At 55.7% G+C, this 21,528-nt stretch carries 15 protein-coding genes; 10 read left to right on the plus strand and 5 right to left on the minus strand.

Features of this window, described 5'->3' with window-relative positions:
- Nucleotides 1-23: 23 nt before the first annotated feature.
- Nucleotides 24-770 carry a leucyl/phenylalanyl-tRNA--protein transferase gene (aat, locus tag ACXUPB_RS06325; protein WP_035555895.1) on the minus strand — a complete coding sequence of 249 codons (747 nt, stop codon included), beginning with the start codon at nucleotides 768-770 and terminating at the stop codon, nucleotides 24-26.
- A gap of 170 nt (nucleotides 771-940) precedes the next feature.
- Here aat and ACXUPB_RS06330 point away from each other — a divergent pair, with 170 nt between their 5' ends.
- On the plus strand, nucleotides 941-4,117 hold the full coding sequence (locus ACXUPB_RS06330) for a DNA translocase FtsK (RefSeq protein ID WP_472955915.1): 3,177 nt from the start codon (nucleotides 941-943) through the stop codon (nucleotides 4,115-4,117).
- A gap of 251 nt (nucleotides 4,118-4,368) precedes the next feature.
- Entirely contained in the window at nucleotides 4,369-5,034 is a 666-nt protein-coding gene (gene lolA / locus ACXUPB_RS06335; RefSeq protein ID WP_179915280.1) for an outer membrane lipoprotein periplasmic chaperone LolA, read from the plus strand.
- 71 nt (nucleotides 5,035-5,105) lie between these two features.
- Here the strand turns inward: lolA and ACXUPB_RS06340 are convergent, their stop codons facing one another.
- Nucleotides 5,106-6,440: a replication-associated recombination protein A gene (locus ACXUPB_RS06340; RefSeq protein ID WP_035555889.1), complete on the minus strand. Its 1,335-nt coding sequence runs from the start codon at nucleotides 6,438-6,440 to the stop codon at nucleotides 5,106-5,108.
- Nucleotides 6,441-6,677: 237 nt separating this feature from the next.
- On the opposite strand from ACXUPB_RS06340, the gene ACXUPB_RS06345 reads away from it, so the two are divergent.
- The 5 genes from ACXUPB_RS06345 to ACXUPB_RS06365 all read left to right on the plus strand — a co-directional run bounded on the left by ACXUPB_RS06345 (nucleotide 6,678) and on the right by ACXUPB_RS06365 (nucleotide 15,491).
- A complete protein-coding gene (locus ACXUPB_RS06345; RefSeq protein WP_008958426.1) occupies nucleotides 6,678-7,223 on the plus strand; it encodes a hemerythrin domain-containing protein in 546 nt (181 codons plus the stop codon).
- Nucleotides 7,224-7,374: 151 nt separating this feature from the next.
- A complete protein-coding gene (gene murI, locus ACXUPB_RS06350) occupies nucleotides 7,375-8,172 on the plus strand; it encodes a glutamate racemase (RefSeq protein WP_339934058.1) in 798 nt (265 codons plus the stop codon).
- A 50-nt stretch (nucleotides 8,173-8,222) separates the two neighbouring features.
- Nucleotides 8,223-9,344 (plus strand): tRNA (uridine(54)-C5)-methyltransferase TrmA, encoded by a 1,122-nt coding sequence (gene trmA, locus ACXUPB_RS06355; protein ID WP_339934059.1) that lies wholly within the window; start codon nucleotides 8,223-8,225, stop codon nucleotides 9,342-9,344.
- Nucleotides 9,345-9,516: 172 nt separating this feature from the next.
- Entirely contained in the window at nucleotides 9,517-14,340 is a 4,824-nt protein-coding gene (locus ACXUPB_RS06360) for an NAD-glutamate dehydrogenase (protein ID WP_472955917.1), read from the plus strand.
- A gap of 134 nt (nucleotides 14,341-14,474) precedes the next feature.
- Nucleotides 14,475-15,491, plus strand: a complete 1,017-nt coding sequence (locus ACXUPB_RS06365) for a quinone-dependent dihydroorotate dehydrogenase (protein ID WP_339934061.1) — start codon at nucleotides 14,475-14,477, stop codon at nucleotides 15,489-15,491.
- Between the two features lie 123 nt (nucleotides 15,492-15,614).
- Here ACXUPB_RS06365 and rmf read toward each other — a convergent pair whose 3' ends face one another.
- Complete coding sequence (rmf, locus tag ACXUPB_RS06370; protein ID WP_007111057.1) at nucleotides 15,615-15,824, minus strand: ribosome modulation factor; 210 nt, start codon at nucleotides 15,822-15,824, stop codon at nucleotides 15,615-15,617.
- Between the two features lie 351 nt (nucleotides 15,825-16,175).
- Between rmf and rlmKL the strand changes: the two genes are divergently transcribed.
- Both rlmKL and ACXUPB_RS06380 read left to right on the plus strand, forming a co-directional pair.
- Nucleotides 16,176-18,413, plus strand: a complete 2,238-nt coding sequence (gene rlmKL, locus ACXUPB_RS06375) for a bifunctional 23S rRNA (guanine(2069)-N(7))-methyltransferase RlmK/23S rRNA (guanine(2445)-N(2))-methyltransferase RlmL (RefSeq protein WP_472955920.1) — start codon at nucleotides 16,176-16,178, stop codon at nucleotides 18,411-18,413.
- A 27-nt stretch (nucleotides 18,414-18,440) separates the two neighbouring features.
- On the plus strand, nucleotides 18,441-18,776 hold the full coding sequence (locus tag ACXUPB_RS06380; RefSeq protein WP_472955922.1) for a glutaredoxin family protein: 336 nt from the start codon (nucleotides 18,441-18,443) through the stop codon (nucleotides 18,774-18,776).
- A gap of 42 nt (nucleotides 18,777-18,818) precedes the next feature.
- On the opposite strand, the gene ACXUPB_RS06385 is transcribed toward ACXUPB_RS06380, so the two are convergent.
- Nucleotides 18,819-19,100: a hypothetical protein gene (locus tag ACXUPB_RS06385; RefSeq protein ID WP_472955923.1), complete on the minus strand. Its 282-nt coding sequence runs from the start codon at nucleotides 19,098-19,100 to the stop codon at nucleotides 18,819-18,821.
- A 99-nt stretch (nucleotides 19,101-19,199) separates the two neighbouring features.
- Between ACXUPB_RS06385 and pdxB the strand changes: the two genes are divergently transcribed.
- Nucleotides 19,200-20,342 (plus strand): 4-phosphoerythronate dehydrogenase PdxB, encoded by a 1,143-nt coding sequence (gene pdxB, locus ACXUPB_RS06390; protein WP_472955926.1) that lies wholly within the window; start codon nucleotides 19,200-19,202, stop codon nucleotides 20,340-20,342.
- A 172-nt stretch (nucleotides 20,343-20,514) separates the two neighbouring features.
- Here pdxB and htpX read toward each other — a convergent pair whose 3' ends face one another.
- Nucleotides 20,515-21,420 (minus strand): protease HtpX, encoded by a 906-nt coding sequence (htpX, locus tag ACXUPB_RS06395; protein WP_035555870.1) that lies wholly within the window; start codon nucleotides 21,418-21,420, stop codon nucleotides 20,515-20,517.
- Nucleotides 21,421-21,528: the final 108 nt, after the last annotated feature.

Genomic DNA, 21,528 nt, shown 5'->3' on the forward strand with positions numbered 1-21,528 from the left:
GGTGAAACAGAATGAGTTCATCTCTAATCGTTAGCCTCAGTAGCAATCGCCTTCAGCCACAGCGATGCAGGAACAGGCGGTATTTCAACGGGTGATGAGGGTAACGTAAACGCCTTATCGGGTAACCAGTTTTTAAGATAGTTGATGAATGCCTCGCGAGCGACTGTAATAGCGCCCAGGCTGGCCAAGTGAGGGGTATGCATTTGGCAGTCGATGAGCTTACCATCATGCTCGCGCATTGCTCTGGCTAGGTGGGCTAGCGCTACCTTGGAGGCATCTGGCGCGCGGGAGAACATCGATTCGCCAAAAAACACCGGCCCCATTGCGATACCATACAGGCCACCTACCAACTGTCCGTTTTGATGGACTTCAATGCTATGGGCAATGCCGAGCGCATTTAGCTGGCTGTAAGCGTCGCGCATTTCGGCAGTGATCCAGGTGCCGCCTGCTTCTTCGCGTGGGGCGGCACAGGCATGAATAACCTGATCGAAGTGTTGATCCAGGGTGATATGGAAGCCACCATGGCGTAATCGCTTGGTCAGGCTACGACGCTGCTTAAATTGCTCGGGTAGGAGTATCATGCGCGGGTCTGGACTCCACCATAAAATGGGGTCGTTGTCGCTGAACCACGGAAAGATTCCCCGCCGGTAGGCTTCTACCAGCCAAACGGGGGAAAGCTCTCCACCGGCTGCCAGCAGGCCGTTGGGGGAATCCAGGGCCTTAGTGGTGGTTGGAAAATTAGGATATGGCGAGGAAAGCCAAGGTAGCATTACTTGCTCCTGTTGCTACGTGCTTTTACTAAGCTCTTGAGATGAGTTCTTGTACTGAGCTCTTGTATTGAGCGCTTAGATAACAGCTCTGTGACGGCGGAAGGATGCTCGGTATCATGCAAACTCGCAAGTGGATTAAAGACGCCATTGAGGTGTAAAGGGAGAGTCGCTTGAAAGTGAATAAAGCAGTCAACAAGCGAACGCAGCGTAGCGCGCGTCAAACACCACCATCGGCTTCTTCTGCGCGTGTTAACGCCGCAAAGGATCAGGCTCGCCGTTTTGGTCTGCGCTTACAAGGCTCCGTGCGCGAAGGCGTAGTGGTGTTACTGCTAGCGCTGTGTGTGTTTTTATTATTAGCCTTATTTAGTTACCACCCCTCTGATCCAGGCTGGTCTTACCAAGGGCCGGAAACGGAAATCCGTAACTGGATGGGGCAGGTGGGGGCCTGGTTAGCCGATGTTCTCTATTCACTACTAGGGGCCAGTGCGCTGTGGTGGCCGGGGATGTTTGGTTTTGCCGCCTGGTGGCTGATTCGCTCACGTCAGGTGCGCTTTGAACTCGACCCGGTCGCGATTGCTGTGCACGCGGGTGGCTTAGTACTCCTTATTTTTGGCACCACCATGTTAGGTGCGCTGCACTTTTATCATCCTGACAGCATGCTGCCCTATGCCTCTGGCGGCATTTTAGGGGAAGGCTTGGTCGGTGCATTAAGACCTTTAGTAGGCAGTGGCGGCGTTGGGTTAATCGCCGCGGCGCTTATTTTAAGCGGCTTTCCGCTGTTTAGTGGCGTGTCATGGTTGCAGGTGGCGGATGAGCTCGGTAAGCGTATATGTTGCCTGGGCGGCTGGCTATCGGCTCGTCGGCAGACAAAACGCATGCGCGCAGCGCAGCGAGCGGCCGCGAAAACCGCCCCTGCGGCGAAGTCTCAAGTAAAACCCGAGCTAGCTCCCAAAGCTTCATATGTTGAGGATAAACCTGCTGAAGCCAAGCCTGCTGACGTTAAGCCTACGGAAGCTAAGCCGACTGCTGAATCGGTAGGTGTAGGTAAAAGTGCCACGGGTCGCGAACGGCGCGAGCCAGGTTTCTCCATGCCGTTTGATAACAGTGTCACCGACCATTCAGCCGCTACTGAACACAGCAGCGAGACCACCGATACCTCGATTCCCTGGGAAGCCGCGGCTTTTTCAAGCAATAAGCACGTGCCCGCTAAATCACCGGCCGCTACCGAGGAGCCAGCAGTGTCGGCGCCTGCAAAGGCGTCAGTGCCGCCAGTAGATAAATCCGCAGAAGAGGCGGAGGTGCCGGCACCCCCTGCGCCGCGAGAAAATGCCTTTGTCCAGGCAGAGGAGCCGGCAGCAGTGCCTGAGCCCGTTCCCAAGGAAAACGATGAGCCCAAGGAAGCCGACGTCTCCTTCCCACTACGCGCCTCGCGTCAGGAAGAGTCGCCAGCATCTGCTGCAAGTAACTTCTTTGTCAGCGACGAAGCGCCTGATGAGAAAACGCATACTCAGTCAGCGCCTGCTGAACGCCGCAGTGAGCCGACACTCAGCGAGTCACCTGAGCCTGTTTCTAGGCGCGCCATGGAGCCTGAGCCCGCACGTAAACCGGAGCGTGTGGCTGAAGTCGTCCCGGAGCCAGTGTGGGACGACGAAGAGCTGGACGACGAGTTGTACCAGCCAGAGGAGCCAAGCGAACCAGCACCAGTGCCTACGCCAGCAGCACGCCAAGAGCCCACTTTCTCGCCCGATGTTCAAGCGCAAGAATCTGACGAAGGCCCCGCGCTGTGGACCGTGGAGCATTTGCAGAGCCAGCGGCCTGCCTTTGAGACCCTGGACGAGCCCGAAGGCGATGTACCGAGCTTACAACTGCTGACTCCTGCTGAACCGCATCAGCCTAATTACAGCGATGAACAGTTGGCCGACATGGCCGAGCTGCTTGAAGTGCGGTTGCGCGAATACGGTGTTAAGGCGGAAGTCGTCGATACCTGGCCTGGGCCGGTGATTACCCGCTTTGAGATTAAGCCGGCGGCGGGTGTGAAGGTTTCCAAGATCAGCAACCTTGCCAAAGATTTGGCGCGTTCGCTGATGGTCAAGAGCGTGCGAGTGGTCGAGGTTATTCCTGGCCGTCCCACGGTGGGTATTGAAATACCTAACCCCAATCGGGCCATGATTCGTCTGCGCGAAGTGATCGATTCTGACCGCTACCAGCAGGAAACCTCGCCGCTGACCATGGCGCTGGGTCAGGATATTGGCGGCAGCCCCGTGGTGGCCAACCTGGGTAAGATGCCTCATTTATTGGTAGCCGGTACCACTGGGTCAGGTAAGTCAGTGGGCGTTAACGCCATGCTGATCTCGATGCTGCTCAAGGCGAAGCCCAGCGAGCTGAAGCTGATCATGGTCGACCCCAAAATGCTGGAGCTGTCGGTCTACGATGGTATCCCCCATTTGTTGGCGCCAGTGGTCACCGATATGAAAGAGGCGGCCAACAGCCTGCGCTGGTGTGTGGCTGAGATGGAGCGCCGCTATAAGCTGATGGCGGCGATGGGGGTGCGGAACATCGCGGGCTTTAATGGACGCTTGGATGAAGCAGAGCGCGCTGGTGCCCAGGTGGCGGATCCTTTATGGGAGCCACAGCCCTGGGAAGTGCACCAGCCGCACCCCGTGCTGGAAAAGCTGCCCTATATCGTGGTGGTAATCGACGAATTTGCTGACATGTTCATGATCGTCGGCAAAAAGGTCGAAGAGCTGATTGCCCGCCTGGCACAAAAGGCGCGAGCCGCGGGTATCCATTTGATTCTGGCTACCCAGCGGCCCTCGGTGGATGTTGTAACGGGTCTGATCAAAGCCAACATTCCTTCGCGGATGGCGTTTCAGGTTTCCTCGCGCATCGATTCGCGCACCATTCTTGACCAGGGCGGTGCTGAAAGCCTGTTGGGGCATGGTGATATGCTCTACCTGCCTGCGGGCTCTGGGCCACCTAATCGTATCCACGGAGCCTTTGTCGATGATGATGAAGTGCACCGGGTGGTCGATGACTGGAAGCGTCGGGGCGCACCGGAGTATATCGAAGAGATCCTCTCAGGGGGCGTCTCAGCCGATGCCTTGACCGGCCTTGAAGCCGAAGGGGGCGATAGTGACGATGCCGAACAGGATGCGCTTTATGATGAAGCTATCCAGTTTGTCACTGAAACACGCAAAGCCTCGATTTCTGCCGTCCAGCGCCGCTTCAAGATCGGCTATAACCGGGCCGCTCGTTTAGTGGAGGCGATGGAGGGTGCCGGTGTGGTGACCTCCATGGGCTCTAACGGCGCACGCGAAGTACTTGCGCCGCCGCCGGTAGGCCACTAGGCCAGCCGAATGGTCGCGAGCCAATGCTACCTCCCAAGGGTGCAAGTGGCTGGTTTTAAACGCCGGGTTGAATGGTGACAATTATGCAATAAGCGTGAAAGCCTTGCCGCGGGTGAAACCCTGCGGCGTTTTTTACGTCTTAACAACACATGGATGGTTAAGCCGACCTCACTGCTTGATTATTGAGCACTAATTTTTGAGCAACCGTTTTGAATAGCCGTAATTTGGCAACGGTTGCCTAGGGAGATCACATGCGCGATACGCAAACAAAACGAACTTCATCGCTGGGCGCTTCACCCCTGGCATTAGCGGCAAGCGCCTTGGGTCTAACCTTTGGCGCCCCCGCATGGGCGGATGATGCAGCTGAGCGTTTGACCGAGCGATTAGATCCGCTTGAGCGTTATCAGGCCAATTTTGAGCAGCAGATTTTAGATGGCAGCGGCGATCGTCTTCAAAGTGCGCGCGGTGAAATGTGGCTTTCTCGCCCTGGTATGCTGCGCTGGGAAGTAGAAGCACCCTATTCCCAGACTGTGGTTTCCGACGGAGACGATGTTTACATGTACGATCCCGACCTTGAACAAGTCACCGTTCAAGAGATGGATGATCGCGTCACCCATACCCCTGCGTTACTGCTGTCAGGAAGCGTGAACGATTTAACCGAAAGCTATGAGGTGTTTTACGAGCAGGAGGGGGGAGAAGATGTGTTTACCCTGGTACCTATCTCTGCCGATACGCTGTTTGAAGAGTTAAGCATGGTGTTTGATGCTGACACGCTAACCGAACTATGGATGATGGATAGTACCGGCCAGCGTACCGCGATTACCTTTAGTAATATTACCCTCAATGGGGAGATTGCTTCAGACGTGTTTGATTTCGAGATTCCCGAAGGCACTGACGTTATCCGCGAAGAGCTTTAATGGTGAAGGGGTAGTGGTAAAGAGTCAGCGGTTGATTGAGATTCGTAGTTAGGTAATAACCATCAGGCGCCTTAGGGCGCCTGATCTGCTTCCTGGTCACGATTTTCCCGCCACGCCATAATTTCACCAAAGCGTTTCTCCTGACCAAAAGGGCTCGGCTTGAAGAAAGTAGTTTTAGGCAACTCTTCAGGCCAGCAGTCGTGGGCGCTACCTGCCGGGTAGCCGTCTGGCTCGTTGTGGGCGTAGCGATAGCCTTCACCATGCCCCAGCTGCTCCATTAGCTTGGTGGGGGCGTTGCGAAGGTAAGTTGGCACCTCCACCTGGGGTTGCTGGCTTACAAACTTTTTGGCCTCACTCCAGGCGCGATCAATGCGGTTGCTTTTGGGCGCCACCGCCAAGTGTATCGCTGCATGGGCAATTGCCCGCTGGCCTTCGTAATCTCCTAAACGCAGGTAGGCGTCCCAAGCGGCAATGACCAGCGGTAGGGCGCGCGGGTCGGCATTGCCGACGTCTTCTGAGGCAATGGCAGTCAATCTGCGTACCACGTCCAGCGGGTCGCCACCGCCCTGCATAAAACGCGCCATATACAGTAGTGCGGCATTAGGGCGTGATGAGCGTATCGATTTATGAATGGCCGAGAGCAGATCATAATAAGCGTCACCCTGCTTATCGAAAGCGCTGGCTTGGTGGCCAATCACATCCGCCAGTACGTCCTTATGGAGTACTTCACGGCCCGCTTCCTGGGTGGCGAAATCACACGCCGTTTCTAATAGCCCCAGCGCCCGACGGGCATCGCCTGCGCTGGCATGAGCCAACGCGTTTAACACCTCATCGTCAACGTGAATATCGCGTTTTCCCAGCCCTCGCTCAGCGTCATTAAGCGCTTGACGCATCACTGTAATCAACTCATCCTGAGTGAGAGATTTCAACACGTAAACCCGTGCACGGGAGAGCAGCGCCGAGTTGACCTCAAACGACGGATTTTCGGTAGTGGCACCAATCAGCGTGAGCAGCCCCGACTCTACATGGGGCAGGAGGGCATCCTGCTGGCTCTTGTTGAGGCGATGGATCTCATCTAAAAAGAGGATGACCTTGGATGACATTTGCTGGGCACGTTCTACGACGGCACGAATCTCTTTCACCCCGGCCATCACCGCGCTGAGGTGCTCCAGGTGGGCTTGAGAGGCCCGGGCTAAAAGCTCTGCCAGCGTGGTCTTGCCCACCCCCGGCGGCCCCCATAGAATCATCGAACGCACAACGCCTGATTCCGCCATACGGCGTAGCGGTTTATCCGGCCCCACCAACGCCTGTTGGCCTACGTAATCGTCCAATTGGCGTGGGCGCATACGAAAGGCTAGCGGGGCGTCTTCTGAAGGTGCTGCGTGGGCGCTATCAAAAAGGTCCATGTAAACTTCCGTTGTCAATCGGGGCGTAGAACTACTTATTGGTTACAAGTGTCTGTGGTAAAGCGCAGCTTGTCGAACTACCTTTGGCGTAACCTAACAGAAAGATGCGCTTGCTAGGATAACGCCATAGAGGCATTGTTAATGATAACCCCTGTTAGTTGCTATGCCCCTATGATTGCATGCCGTCAGCTTAATTAGGCAAAACGGCAGGCATGACACGATAAAGGAGACGGCTCAATGTTAAACCAACTGCGTCTAGATCATGCCAACATGGCCCGGATGCTTCATGTGCTACAGCTGAAGCAAAAAACGTTAGCACAGGGAGAACGGCCCAATTTCAAGCTGATGCGTGAGGTAGTCGATTACATTTTATCTTATATGGATGGTTTTGCCGCCCCGCTGGAAAAGGTCTGCGTTGAGCGGTTGCAGGCTAAAGCGCCCGACCATAGTGCGCTTACCGAACAGATGGCCAATGATTATCGTGAGTTAAAGCCTCGTCTGCAGCGTCTCTCCAGCGATATCGATATGATTCTGATGGACAATGTGCTGCCCATGGATCGTTTTGCTGAAGATCTAAAAGATTATTTAGAGGCGCATCGGGCCTACTTGCGCCACGAGCGTGAAGGGCTGTTCCCGCTAATTGATGAGCACTTTAGTCAAGAAGATATGGAAAAGCTTCGCGAGGCGCTTCCCGCCGGTGCGGAACAAGAGTTAGAGCGCCTGCAGCAAGCCTACCCCGAACTCTACGCCGAACTGCGAGGGGCTGATGTGCCCGCGGTATAGCCAGGAAAAACGACTTAAGCGGGTAGCGACAATCAATAAATTCATAGGCGGGGCATGCTAAACTGGCGGCCCCGTTTTTATTGGGTGTCAGTTTAACCATCGACCAGCTCGGCGCTGATGAATGAAGCAGGATAGTGATGCAAAGAGAGTCATGAAAGGCCCCGTATTAGTTTTTGATTCCGGTGTCGGCGGCCTGTCGGTGGCCCAATCGCTGCGTCAACACTACCCTGATGCTGCTATGTGCTACACCTGCGATAATGCTTGGCTGCCTTATGGGCTTCGCGAAGACGCCGCACTAACCGAGCGTATCGTGTCGGTCTGTCAAGCGGCTGTTGACGCTTGCCAACCGAGCGTGTTGGTTGTCGCCTGCAACACCGCAAGCACCTTAGCGTTGGAGCATCTTCGCCAACAGTTAGCTATTCCTGTGGTAGGTACCGTGCCTGCTATCAAGCCTGCGGCTGCGATTAGCCAAACGCGGCATATCGGTTTGTTGGCCACCAGGGCCACGGTGGCGCGGCCCTATACCCAGCGCTTAATTGATAGCTTCGCCAGTGACTGTGTCATCACGCGCGTTGCCGCCGATGCCTTGGTGGTGGAAGCAGAAGCCTACCTGGCTGGCATCACGCCCAATACAGAGCGTATGCAGGCGGCATTGGCACCGTTATGGCAAGTCGTCACTGCTCCTACCGAGCATTCCAAACTAGATACCGTGGTGCTCGGCTGCACCCATTTTCCGCTGTTAAAACCCTGGCTAGAGCAACTTGCCCCTGCGCCTTTATATTGGATTGATTCTGGTGATGCTATCGCTCGGCGTGTGGCGCAAGTGGTTGCTGAGCTATCCAGCGATCATCACGATGGTCGCTGTTATACGACTGCGCCCGCTGCGAATCTGACCGCGGGTTTAGCGCGCTACGGGTTTAAAGCGCCCCAATTGCTAAACGTGCGTTAATAAACATTATTTGTCGCTACTATTTCTGAACCCATTCAAGAGGAGCAGCTTTGGCTATCCCCGTCGTAGAACCTGAACGTTATGCCGAGCAGCTAGCCGCCAAACGCGACTATCTGGAGAGTACCTTTGCCGCTTTTAAGCCACCGGTGCTGGAGGTGTTTGAATCGCCGCCGGGCTACTACCGCCAGCGCTGCGAGTTTCGCATATGGCACGAAGAGGATGATCTCTTCTACGCCATGTTCGAGGTTGATCCCGAGAACCCGAAAAATAAGCGTGTGATTCGCTTGGATCAGTACGCTGTCGCCAGCGAGCGAATTAATCAACTCATGCCGCAACTGCGCAAGGCCTGCCTTGAGTCTGATGAGCTGCGTCGTAAGCTGTTTCAGGTTGAATTTTTAACCACGCTCTCCGGCGAAGCGCTGGTCACGCTGATTTACCACCGCCCGCTAGGCGAAGAGTGGGAACACGAAGCACGAGCGCTTGAAGCCGAGCTCGGCATCATGATTATTGGCCGTTCCCGCAAGCAGCGCATCGTGCTGTCCCGTGACCATGTCTGGGAGCGCCTAGAGGTGGATGGCCGCACGTTGCACTATCAACAGGTCGAAAACAGCTTCACTCAGCCCAATGCGCATATCTGCCAAAAAATGCTCAGCTGGGCGCGGGAAGTGACCGCTAAGCAACAAGATGAGGGTGCGAAGAAAGATCTGGTCGAGCTCTACTGCGGGAACGGCAATTTTACCATTGCCTTAGCCGAGAACTTCCGCCGCGTGTTGGCCACGGAAATTTCCCGCACGTCGGTAGCCAGTGCCAACGTCAACTTAGAGGCCAATGGCGTCACGAACGCGCAGATTGGTCGCATGTCAGCAGAAGAGTTTGCGCAGGCGCTGAAGGGCGAAAAGGCCGGGCGTCGCGTGGCGGAAATGGGACTGGATGATTACGATTTTTCCACTGTGCTGGTAGACCCGCCCCGCGCCGGGCTAGATGAACAGAGCTGTGCACAGCTCAGCGAGTACGCTCAGATCGTCTATATTTCATGCAACCCGGCCACATTGGCTGAAAACTTGACCATACTGACCAACACTCATCGGATAGAGCGCTTTGCGCTATTTGACCAGTTTCCGTTTACCGATCACTGTGAATGCGGGGTGTTGTTAACGCGGCGGGATGTTTAAGCAAAAGTTAATGTTCTAACGGCCTAATGCGTAAACGGTATGTGCCATGAACAACTTGTCATGTGATTAGGGACGCGACGATAGGTAGCGTAAGCTAGCCGTTATGTTGGCCTAAAGGCCTATTGTCCTTCGTTTTTTGGCCGATTAATGGCCTAGGCAGTCGAGGTGATGGATGCACTACGTTGCGATTGAAGAGAGTCGTCAGGATCTTTTGAAGCAGCTTCAGGAGCGATTATATGCGCGTCTGGAGCCTGCTCGAGCCGCGACAATTGACGCCTTTGCTCGACACTTTTATGCCACCGTGCCGGTGGAAGACCTTGTGGATCGTCGCCTGGACGACCTGTATGGTGCAACGCTGTCAATCTGGCAGTTTTTACAGCACCACGACCCAAAAAGCCCTAAAGTGCGCGTTTTTAATCCAGATTTTGAAGAGCATGGCTGGCAATCAACGCATACCTTTGTGGCCGTGCTGCATGAGGATATGCCGTTTTTGGTCGACTCGGTGCGTATCGAGCTCAACCGTCGCGGTTTAACAGTACACGCGATTCAAAACGCCGTGCTGGCGGTTGCTCGTGATGACCGCCACCAGTTACAGGCGCAGACCTCACCTCGCGATGAGAACGCGCCGGAAGCCCGCGAGTCGCTAATTGTTATTGAAGTCGATCGACACACCGACGTGGCGTTGCTTGAGAAAATCGAAAGCAACCTGAACGACGTACTACGTGATGTGCGCACCGCCGTGCGCGATTACGACGCTATGTGCGCGCAAATTACCGCGTCGATTCAAGAGCTTGAAAAAAATTGCCCGCCGCAGATCGACCCTGACGACCACGAGGAAGCGATTGCCTTTTTAGAGTGGATGCTCAAGGATAATTTTACCTTCCTGGGTTACGACGAGTACCTGCTGGAAGGCAGTGAACTACAGCGCGATGCCGAGAGCGTGCTGGGCGTGTTCCGTCTGGATCAGCCGCGCTACTGCGAGCGGATCCGCACTGAAGAGGGCGTGGATGAGCACAATGAGTATGTGCTGGTGCCGCAGCTACTATCGTTTGCCAAGAGCGCCCATCACTCCCGCGTGCATCGCCCCACTTATCCCGATTACATCACCGTTGATCGCTACGATGACGATGGCAATGTGATTGGCGAGCGGCGCTTCTTTGGTTTGTTTACCTCCACGGTCTATAACGAGTCGCCGCGCAATATTCCGCTGCTGCGCCGCAAGCTCAAAGCGGTGATGGATATCGCTGGGTTTAATCCCCAGGGCCACAACGGCAAGCAGTTGCTGCAGGTGCTGGAAGTTTACCCCCGCGACGACCTGTTCCAAATCGATACCGAATCGCTGGCCAGTACCTCGCTGGGCATTCTCAATATCCGCGAGCGCCGTCAGGTGCGGCTGTTTATCCGCGCCGATATCAGCGGCAAGTTTTACTCCTGCTTAGTATTTGTGCCCCGCGACGTATTCTCGACGGACCTGCGTCAGCGAATTCAAAATGTGCTGTGCGATGAGTTGGATGCCCACTTTGGCGATTTCAATACCTACCTATCCGAGTCGGTACTGGCGCGCATTCAACTGATTCTGCGCTTCAATGGCGATGCGCCCAGCGATTACGATCTTAAGCGTCTGGAAAGCAAAGTGGCGCGGCTGGCGCGTAGCTGGCGCGATGACCTGCACAACGCCATGGTGGAAGGGTTTGGCGAAGAGCGTGCCAACCACCTGATGGATCACTTCCGCGAAGCATTCTCAGCAAGCTATCGTGAAGACTTTTCCGCACGCACCGCGGTGTTTGATGTGCAGCACTTGTTAACGCTGAACAACGGCGACGACTTATCGCTGTCGCTCTACCGTCCGCTGGAAGAGCAGGGCGGCGGCGTTAATCTAAAGCTGTTCCATCGCGGCACCCAGATTCCGCTTTCCGACGTGCTGCCGATGATGGAAAACCTCGGCCTGCGCGTGATTGGCGAACGCCCCTACGATATTAACTCCCCTGAGCAGCGCTACTGGATTCACGATTTTGAGCTAGAGCATAGCGGTGCGGATGTCAGCCTGGGCGATATGCGCGATGTATTCACGGAAGCCTTCAAACGCATCTGGACCGGCGAAGCCGATAACGATGCCTTTAACCGCCTGATTATCGGCGCAGGTCTGGATTGGCGTGAAGTGGCGATGCTGCGTGGCTACGCCCGCTACCTCAAGCAGATTCGCTTTGGTATGTCTCAAGACTATATTGCCGCGACGCTGGCCAACTACCCGGCCATCACCCGCGAATTAGTTGAGCTATTCCGCCTGCGTTTTGATCCTGAGCAGCAGGACCACGCCACCGATGAATGCATCGCTAGCTTAAACGAGCGACTGGAAGGCGTTGCCAGCCTTAATGACGACCAGCTGCTGCGTCGCTTTATGGAGCTGATTCTCGCTACGCTGCGTACCAACTATTACCAGCTCGCCGAGGGTGGCCGCTTTAAAGACTATATCGCTTACAAACTCGAGCCTTCCAAAGTGACCGGCATGCCCAAGCCGCGCCCGATGTTTGAGATTTTTGTCTGCTCTCCGCGCGTGGAAGGTGTCCACCTGCGGGGCGGCAAAGTGGCACGCGGTGGTCTGCGCTGGTCGGATCGCTTTGAAGATTACCGCACCGAAGTGCTGGGGCTAGTGAAAGCCCAGCAGGTGAAGAACGCGGTTATCGTACCGGTCGGCGCCAAAGGCGGTTTCGTGTGCAAGCGCATGCCGGAAAACGCCAGCCGCGATGTGGTGCAGAAAGAGGGCATCGCCTGCTATCAAATTTTTATCCGCGCGCTGCTGGATGTTACTGACAATCTGGTGGGTGGCGATGTGGTGCCGCCGGAAAACGTTGTTCGCCACGATGAAGATGATGCCTATTTGGTCGTGGCTGCCGATAAAGGCACGGCGACCTTCTCGGATATCGCCAACGAAATTTCCATCGAGTATGGCCACTGGCTGGGCGATGCCTTCGCCTCTGGCGGTGCCAACGGCTACGACCACAAAAAAATGGGCATCACCGCCCGCGGTGCCTGGGAGTCGGTTAAACGCCACTTCAAAAACCTCGATGTGGATACCCAGCGCGACCTGTTTAGCGTGGTGGGAATAGGCGACATGGCCGGCGATGTGTTCGGTAACGGCATGCTGTTGTCTGACAAGATTCAGCTGGTGGGCGCCTTTAATCACCTGCATATCTTTGTCGATCCCAACCCGGATGCAGAGGCCTCTTTTGCCGAGCGCAAACGGTTGTTCGCACTGCCACGCTCCAGCTGGGAAGACTACAGCCAGGAGTTGATCTCTGCCGGTGGCGGTATCTTTAGCCGCAGTGCTAAATCAATCGCTATTACCCCGGAAATGCAGCAGGTGTTTGGCATTCAGGAAACCCGCCTGTCGCCGAACGAATTGATCCGCGCGATGCTCAAATCCAAGGTGGATTTGATCTGGAACGGTGGTATCGGTACCTATGTGAAGGGCTCCGATGAAACCGATGCCGATGTCGGCGACAAAGCCAATGACACCCTGCGTATCAATGGCAACGATCTTAACTGTCGCGTGGTCGGTGAAGGCGGTAACCTCGGTTTGACCCAGCGTGGCCGTATGGAAGCCGCCGCCAAAGGCGTGCGTGTCTACACCGACTTTATTGACAATGCCGGTGGGGTGAACTGCTCCGACCACGAGGTCAATATCAAGATCCTGATCGATGAAGTGGTCAAGCGTGGCGACATGACCGACAAGCAGCGTAATCAGCTGCTGGCGGAAATGACCGATGAGGTGGGCGATCTGGTGATCCTGGATAACTATCGCCAAAGCCAGGCGCTGGATCTGTCGGCTATCCTGTCCAATCAGGCAATGGGCCCTTACCGCCGCTTTATTAGTGAGCTGGAAGCCTCAGGGCAGATTGATCGTGAGCTGGAGTTCCTGCCCACGGATGATGTGCTCAAAGAGCGAGCCAGCAACGATCAAGGTATGCGCCTGCCTGAGCTGTCGGTACTGATCTCTTACGCCAAGAGCACCTTGAAGGGCGACTTGATCACCTCTGACGTGCCAGATGACCCGTATATTCACCGTCATCTGGAGCGGTTGTTCCCCTCGGTGCTGGTGGAGCGCTTTAAAGACGAAATGTACGAACACCGTCTTAAGCGAGAAATCGTCGCTACCCAGGTAGCCAACGATCTGGTTGATCACATGGGTATCGTCTTTGTACGTCGCCTGATGGACTCCACTGGTGCCGGGCGTGCCGACATCGCTCGCGCTTATATTGTGGCCCGCGATAGCTTTAACTTGCCCGGTCTATGGGCGCAAATTGAAGCGCTCGATAATCAAGTACCGAATCGCATCCAGTACTCAATGATGCTTGACCTGATGCGCCTGATCCGTCGCGCCACGCGCTGGTTTGTGCGTCAGCATTTAGGGCTCTCGACGCTGGACACTATCGAGTATTTTGCTCCTCGCCTGGCGCAGCTGCAGGAAGGTATTGGTGAACTGCTCAGCGGTGAGGAGCTGAGCGCTTGGAATAGCCGTCGTGACGAGCTGCTGGAAGCAGGTGTGCCGGAAGCCTTGGCGTCCACTGTCGCGGCGTCATCCAGCCTTTACGCCGGGCTAGGTATTATCCAAGCGGCACGCCTGACCAATGAAAAACCGCAGCGAGTGGCAGAGGTGCTGTACGAAATTGGCAGCCGCCTGGAGCTGCCGTGGATGATTCAGCAGGTAACCCATCTGGAAGTGCGCGACGCCTGGCAGGCCCAGGCGCGGGAAACCTTCCGTGACGACATTGAGCGTCAGCAACTGGCACTGACCACTAGCGTATTAAAGCTCGACGCCGGCAGTCGCGATACCCAGGAGCGGGTGGCGCAGTGGTTGGATCAGCATGCCGATTTGCATCGCCGCTGGTGTCGTTTGATTGAAGAGGTGCGTGGCGGCAGTGAAGGGGGCTTTGCGCTCTTCGCCGTAGCGGTACGCGAACTGGTAGATCTGGCTGAAAGCGATAGCGAAGCCTAAACGTACCTAGGCTGATTAAAGCGGGTCTATTTAATTAAATAGGAGTATGAAAGCGCGTCCTGGTTCTCCACCAGGGCGCGCTTTATTGCGTTATACTGGCGCCCGTTTTCAGCCTCCGCTTCAAGAGACCCGCTATGTACAACCTCGCCCGCTCACTGTTCTTTCGCGTTGACCCAGAAACCTCTCACGGTATGGCGCTGGGTGCGTTGGATGCACTGCATCGGGTCGGGGGCGTTACACGGCTATTTGGCCAGCGGGTTGAGGACCCCGTCGAACTGATGGGGCTTCGCTTTGCCAATCGAGTAGGTCTCGCCGCCGGGTTGGACAAGAACGCCGATCACCTCGATGCGCTGGGCGCGCTGGGGTTTGGCTTTGTCGAAGTGGGTACAGTGACGCCTAAGCCGCAGTCAGGCAATCCTAAGCCTCGGCTATTTCGCTTAGCGCAGCATGAGGCGATCATCAACCGCTTTGGTTTTAACAACAAAGGGGTTGCGCACCTGGTTCAGCAGGTCAAGCAGCGTCACTACGGTGGCATTGTAGGCATCAATATTGGTAAAAACCTGACGACGTCCGTAGAGGACGCACTGGATGACTACCTGGTATGTCTAGATGCGGTGCACCCTTATGCGGATTACATTGCCGTGAACGTCTCTTCACCAAATACCCCTGGGCTGCGCACCCTGCAGTTCGGCGAACAGCTGGACGCGTTGCTGGGGCCTATTCGTGCTCGCGCCAACGAGCTTGATGCCCAAGCGGGCCGAAAAATTCCATTACTGATTAAGATTGCCCCGGATATGAGCGCGGAAGAAGTGGCGTTGATGGCAGAAAGTATTGAGCGCAATGCACTTGATGGCGTGATTGCTACCAATACGACGGTTTCCCGCGCCGGAGTAGAGGGTGACTCACAAGCGGAGGAGGCGGGCGGGCTTTCTGGAAAACCAGTTTTCGAGGCATCCAATCGCGTTATTCGCCAACTGCGTGACCACTTACCATCGCTACCTATCATCGGTGTCGGTGGAATCGATAGTGCCGCTGCTGCCCAGGCCAAAATCGCGGCGGGAGCAGATTTAGTGCAACTCTACTCGGGGTTGATCTATCAAGGGCCTAAATTGGTCGGTGAATGCGCAAGGGCACTGAAAGCTAACGGTTGACGTGCAGATGATTAGCGAAGCAGTATGGGTATCAATGCGCACTAAAAAGCCCACTTGAAAAAGTGGGCTCATTGAAAACCTCTCGTTTAAAATCTTTCTTTTAATACCTTGAAAAATAAAACGTTAGGCCATGACTAAGGGGTTTTTGTGGATGCCCGAGATGCCGGTCATCCCATCCCACTGGTCACCGCGGCCTTCACGCCAACCGCTCATCCAGTATTCACGTAAATTGATATCTTGACTGGGACAGTCGTCACGAGAACGACCCGATACACCCGCTTTGTAGCCGTGGACATAAGCCCGCTGGAAGCGATCACGTTTTTGCCGTTTCATTGGCTAACCTCTTTTCACGAAAGCCTTTGATAAGAAATAGGGTGTTATCGACTTATGTTATCAACAACAGCCACTATTCCGAGAGCTTGCTTCAAGAGCGAGACGCCGCTCCAACCCTTTTGTTTGGCACTCACGGGCTGAACGAGCCGAGCGGCAATCTCTTACAAAGAACACTTGTAGTCCATAGGTCTAGTTTTGAACCGACCCTGACAAGCAACGCATGCGTTTTTCAGTAGCTACTCTCTTATTGTTAGACCATGATGGTGTCATCTGTCGACTATCAATTTGTCATAAAACGTAAACTCATTTGCTATATATAGGAATTTCGCGCCTTTACGCGCCGCTATTATCATGACCGAGTCGAATCAAAACGCCCCCTTGAGTCTGCTAGCCACTTGCCCGAAAGGCATTGAAGGCTTGCTCCACGATGAACTAGTGGCACTGGGCGCCACGCCGGGCAAAACCACGGTGGCGGGTGTTTACTTCACCGCCAGCCAAGCCATCGCCTACCGGGTATGCCTGTGGTCGCGATTGGCCAACCGGGTTATCTTAACCCTGGTACGCGAGTCGATGATCGATACCGCCGAGCAAGTGCGTGATGTGGTTGCCCGCATTGCCTGGACTCAGCACTTGGCGCCGGGCAATACGCTGGCAGTTGATTTTCACGGCCGCAGCGAACATATTCGCCACACCCGTTTTGGTGCGCAAACCGTTAAAGACGGCGTGGTTGATGCACTCCAACTGGCGGGGCAGGAACGCCCCAATGTGGATACCAAAACGCCACATTTGCGCATCTACGCCCACCTGCACCGGATGAATTTAACCATTGGGTTGGACCTCTCTGGTGAAAGTCTCCACCGCCGTGGTTATCGTCGTGACGTTGGCCACGCGCCGCTAAAAGAAAATCTGGCGGCGGCACTGCTGGTGCGCGCAGGCTGGCCCGAGCGCCTCAAGGCCGGTGAACCGTTGATCGATCCGCTTTGTGGTGCAAGCACGCTGCTGATTGAAGCCGCCATGATGGCCGCTGACCAAGCGCCTAACCTGAACCGTGATCGGTTCGGCTTTCACGGCTGGGCAGGGCACGATGATCTCGCTTGGCAGGAACAGAAGCGCGAAGCCGACGCGCGCGCGTCGATTGGCCGCAAGCGCTGTAAAGCCCAGCTACTCGGCTTTGATCAGAGCCCTGCAGCACTGACGGCAGCGAAATCCAATGCCATGCGCGCGGGTATTCCAGCCTTGATTAGCCTGCATGGTCAGAGCCTTGCCCAGTTAACCCGACCCGAAACACTGACGGCTGAGAGCGGGCTGTTGATCACCAATCCTCCTTACGGCGAGCGGCTGGGTGAGTTACCGGAACTGGTGCGTCTATACGCCCAGCTTGGTGAGAAAGCCAAAGCGCTATTCCCCGGCTGGACCCTGGCGGTATTTACCGGCAACCCGGATCTAGGCCACCGGCTGGGCATGCGTGCGCACAAGCAGTACGCGCTTAAAAACGGTGCGCTAGATGCCAAGCTGCTGCTTATGGAGATTGGTGGCGCTGAGCATCCGCCTGCCGAGAGCGATACAAAGCCCGTCCAGAGCGAGAGCAGTGCAGTGGTGACGCCTAGTGAAACGGCGAGCGAAGAGCAAGCCGCCCACAAAAACCAAGACAATGCGCAGATGTTTGCCAATCGACTGATTAAAAATCAGAAGCGCTTGAAGAAATGGCTGAAGCAGAGCGGTGAAACCAGCTATCGCGTTTATGATGCCGATATGCCGGAATACGCCCTGGCGGTGGACCGCTACGGTGATCGGGTACATGTACAAGAGTACGCGGCGCCTAGTTCGATCAATCCGGCCCAAGCGCAAAAGCGCTTGTACGACGCCTTGGAAGTCATGCCCGAGGCGCTTAACGTTGACGCCAGCAAAATCTATATCAAACGGCGCGAACGCCAAACCGGCAGCGCCCAGTACCAGAAGCGGGCCGCCAGCGGCGAACGCTTTGAGGTGCAGGAGGGCGCAGCACGGCTATGGGTCAACCTGCGTGACTACCTGGATACCGGGCTGTTCCTTGACCACCGCCCGGTACGGCGCATGCTGGGCGAAATGGCCGGCGGTAAGCGCTTTTTAAACCTGTTCTGTTATACCGCCACAGCGACCGTACAGGCGGCCTTAGGTGGCGCCAGTGACAGCGTGAGCGTGGATATGTCCAACACCTACCTCGAGTGGGCCAAGGACAACTTTGCGCTGAACAAACTCGATACACGGCTGCACCGTGTGGTTCGTGACGACTGTTTCCGCTGGCTGGAAACGGCCAACGCTGAATTTGATCTGATCTTTATGGATCCGCCGACCTTTTCCAACTCCAAGAAGATGCGTGACACGCTCGACGTGCAGCGAGATCACCCGCGGTTAGTGGAGCTCGCCATGGCGCGCTTGGCACCCGGTGGCACGTTAGTGTTTTCTAATAACCAGCGGCGCTTTAAACTCGATGAAGCACTTAGCGAGCACTACGCGATTGAGGATATTACCGGGCGCAGTTTTGACCCCGATTTCCAGCGGCGCACTAACCTGCACCACGTATTCCTACTTCGTCATAAGGTGTCATAAGAGAGCTAGTATGAAGAGAGCTTCAGCATGATTCAGCTATCGCTATACACAACCATGGGCTGCCACCTGTGCAGCCAATTAGAGGCACTGGTGACAGCGCTGGCAAATCAAAAGGTGTGGCTGCACCACATCGAGATTAGCGAAGATGATGCGCTGGTGGAGCGCTACGGCGTGAGGATACCGGTGCTGGTGGATAGCGACGGCAATGAGCTGGATCGTGGCTTTGAGCTTGAGCGATTAAGCGCTTGGTTGCGCGAACGCGGCTGGCTGGATGAAGCGGCACTGGCGGGGTTTACTGCCCTGCCGGACACCACAGCACCCATAGGCGCCTATGAGCGTGGTGGAAGGCGCTTCTTAAGTTAATAAGTGCATGGTTAGCAAAAAAGCATGGGGCCAGCGCGAAGCTTAAAGCACATCCAGTAGCGATAGTTGGCGCATGGCTTCCTTGCCTTCGGGAGTGTGGTCGGCCACTTCCAGCACCTTGCGAAACCCCCGCGAGGACTGGATGGTGGTTTCGTCCTCAAGCCACATATGGGCTTGATCCAGCGTATCGGCTAGCTGATGTTTCAGGCCGCCAAATTGGGTGCCGATTTGGCCCCAGGCGCGGCTGAAAATCCAGTCACCAAACATATCCTGGTGAATATGAACCAACACATAGTCATGGTTGGTTTCCCAGCGTACGATCACAACACTCTCCTTACTTAGCCTTTAAAAGATAGCCTTTAAACACGCCTGCCCATCAAGCCGTCGCGGGCGGTATTGTAAAGCCCGGATACCCAAACGCCTATGAAACTTGTCATCGACGCCAATATCCCCGCTGCCGAGCACTGCTTCGGCCATTTCGGTACGCTCACCCGCGTGCCAGGGCGGGAGATCCACGCCTCCCACCTTCAGGATGCCGACGCGCTCATCGTGCGCTCCATTACCCAGGTCAATGATCAGTTGCTTGCCGATAGCCCCGTTCGCTTTATCGGCACCTGCACCATCGGCACCGATCATATTGACCAAAAAGCGCTTGCCCAGCGTGATATCGATTTCGCCAGCGCGCCAGGCTGCAACGCCGAAGCGGTGGTTGATTATGTGCTGAGTAGCCTGCTAACGCTGGCGGAGCGCAATGGTTGGGTGCTTAGTGAGCGCACCGTGGGTATTGTGGGGGTGGGCAATGTCGGCAGCCGACTGCAGGCGCGGTTAACCGCCATGGGCGTGTCAACGCTGGCCTGTGATCCGCCCAGAGAAGAAGAGGGGGCTGAGGAAGGCTTTCACTCCTTAGACGCTCTGATCGAGCGCTGTGACGTGCTCTGTCTGCATACACCGCTAACCCGCGAAGGCCCCCACGCGACGTATCAGCTACTCAACGATCAACGTATCGAGGAGCTGGCACCGGGGTGCGTGCTGCTCAATGCCGGGCGCGGCGACTGCGTGGATGGTTTAGCGCTACGCAGCCGCCTTGCGGGCAAGGGCGATATCAGTGCCATATTGGACGTGTGGGAGGAAGAACCCGATATCGATGCTGGGCTACGTGATCTGGTCTCCTTGGCAACACCGCATATTGCCGGGCATAGCCTGGATGGCAAGCTGCGCGGCACCTGGATGATTCAGCAGGCGATAGCTCGCCACTGCGGACAGCCTAGTGGCCTAACATTCGCCGATATTTGCCCGCCACCTGCGCTGGCGTCCCTGCATTTGCAGCACGCACTGCCTCCTGAAGATGCGCTAAGGCTCTGCATGAGAGCGGTGTATGACGTACGCCGCGACCACGATGCGCTACAGCGCCAAACCCAACATCACGGAATGCGCAAAGGCTTTGATGACTGCCGTGCCAACTACCCGCTGCGGCGTGAATTCGCCACCCTCAACGTGCAGCTGTCAGGGGAAGCGGTAGCGCTGGAAAGCGTATTACGTGGGGCAGGGTTTTCCCTGCAGTCATAGTGAGGATCTCTGACTATTGTCATTGGAGACGCCCCGTCTCATGTCATAACGAGGAGCCCCTCTTGTCATTGAGAGGAGCGAAGCGACGCGGCAATCTAAAACGACCCCAGATTGCTTCACTACGCTCGCCATGACATAAAAAAGCCACCGGCTCGCGGTGGCCCCAAGCGACTTACTGACGATAAGCGGCTTCTTTCAGCGCGCGGATGCGCTCATCCAACGGCGGGTGGCTGGCAAATAGCTTTTCCACCAGCGAGCGCGTTTGGCCTTTGGTGATGGCCATGGCGCGCAGCGTGTCTGGCATTTGATCAGGCATTTCAGTTTCGGTTTTCAAGCGCGCCAGTGCGCTGACCATGGCATTAGTACCCGCTAAGCGTGCACCGGCTTCATCGGCGCGGTATTCGCGGTAGCGCGAGAACCAGGCGACGATAGCCGAGGCCAAAATACCAAACACAATCTCAGCAACCATCACCACTGCAAAGTAGCCCATAAAGCCTAGACCGCCGCCGCCATCGCTGCGGCTGCGTAGGAAATTATCAACTAAATGCGCCACTACCCGTGCAAAAAACATCACAAAGGTGTTCACCACGCCCTGAATTAGCGCCAGGGTGACCATATCGCCGTTAGCGACGTGGCCAATTTCGTGAGCCAGAACCGCGCGCACTTCTTCTGGACGCATGCGGTTGAGTAGGCCTGCCGAGACGGCCACCAGCGCATCGTCTTTGTTCCAGCCTGTGGCAAAGGCATTGGACTGCTGAGCCGGGAATATGCCCACTTCCGGGGTTTTGATGCCTGCCTCGCGGGAGAGCTCAGCGACCGTCTCCAGCAGCCACCGTTCGGTGGAGTTGGAGGGCGTTTCGATAATCACCGTGCCAGTGCTGCGTTTGGCCATCCATTTGGAGATAAACAGCGAGATAATGGAACCTGCCATACCGAAAATAAAGCAGAAAATCAGCAGGCTGGTGAAGTTGATGCCCTGGCCGCGCAGATAGCCCTCTACGCCTAGCAGGCGCAGGGTAATACTGGCGACCAGCAAAACCGCTATGTTGGTACCTAAAAACAGCAGAATTCGCATCATGGTGCAGGTTCTCCCCTAAAGTTCATCGAAGCATTACTAGATTAATGGCTTAGATACGTGCTGTTCATGGCAGTTTCAAGTCATGGCGGTGTCAATGAGTCGATTTAA

Source organism: Vreelandella sp. DA03-1M, from assembly GCF_055725665.1.

Bases quoted from the DNA above. Each gene is read 5' to 3' on its own strand.
- rmf (WP_007111057.1), bottom strand. From the start codon at position 15,824: ATGAAACGGCAAAAACGTGATCGCTTCCAGCGGGCTTATGTCCACGGC.
- ACXUPB_RS06340 (WP_035555889.1), bottom strand. From the start codon at position 6,440: ATGGACCTTTTTGATAGCGCCCACGCAGCACCTTCAGAAGACGCCCCG.
- rlmKL (WP_472955920.1), top strand. From the start codon at position 16,176: ATGACCGAGTCGAATCAAAACGCCCCCTTGAGTCTGCTAGCCACTTGC.
- ACXUPB_RS06380 (WP_472955922.1), top strand. From the start codon at position 18,441: ATGATTCAGCTATCGCTATACACAACCATGGGCTGCCACCTGTGCAGC.
- murI (WP_339934058.1), top strand. From the start codon at position 7,375: ATGAAAGGCCCCGTATTAGTTTTTGATTCCGGTGTCGGCGGCCTGTCG.
- pdxB (WP_472955926.1), top strand. From the start codon at position 19,200: ATGAAACTTGTCATCGACGCCAATATCCCCGCTGCCGAGCACTGCTTC.
- ACXUPB_RS06360 (WP_472955917.1), top strand. From the start codon at position 9,517: ATGCACTACGTTGCGATTGAAGAGAGTCGTCAGGATCTTTTGAAGCAG.
- ACXUPB_RS06345 (WP_008958426.1), top strand. From the start codon at position 6,678: ATGTTAAACCAACTGCGTCTAGATCATGCCAACATGGCCCGGATGCTT.
- lolA (WP_179915280.1), top strand. From the start codon at position 4,369: ATGCGCGATACGCAAACAAAACGAACTTCATCGCTGGGCGCTTCACCC.
- htpX (WP_035555870.1), bottom strand. From the start codon at position 21,420: ATGATGCGAATTCTGCTGTTTTTAGGTACCAACATAGCGGTTTTGCTG.
- ACXUPB_RS06365 (WP_339934061.1), top strand. From the start codon at position 14,475: ATGTACAACCTCGCCCGCTCACTGTTCTTTCGCGTTGACCCAGAAACC.
- aat (WP_035555895.1), bottom strand. From the start codon at position 770: ATGCTACCTTGGCTTTCCTCGCCATATCCTAATTTTCCAACCACCACT.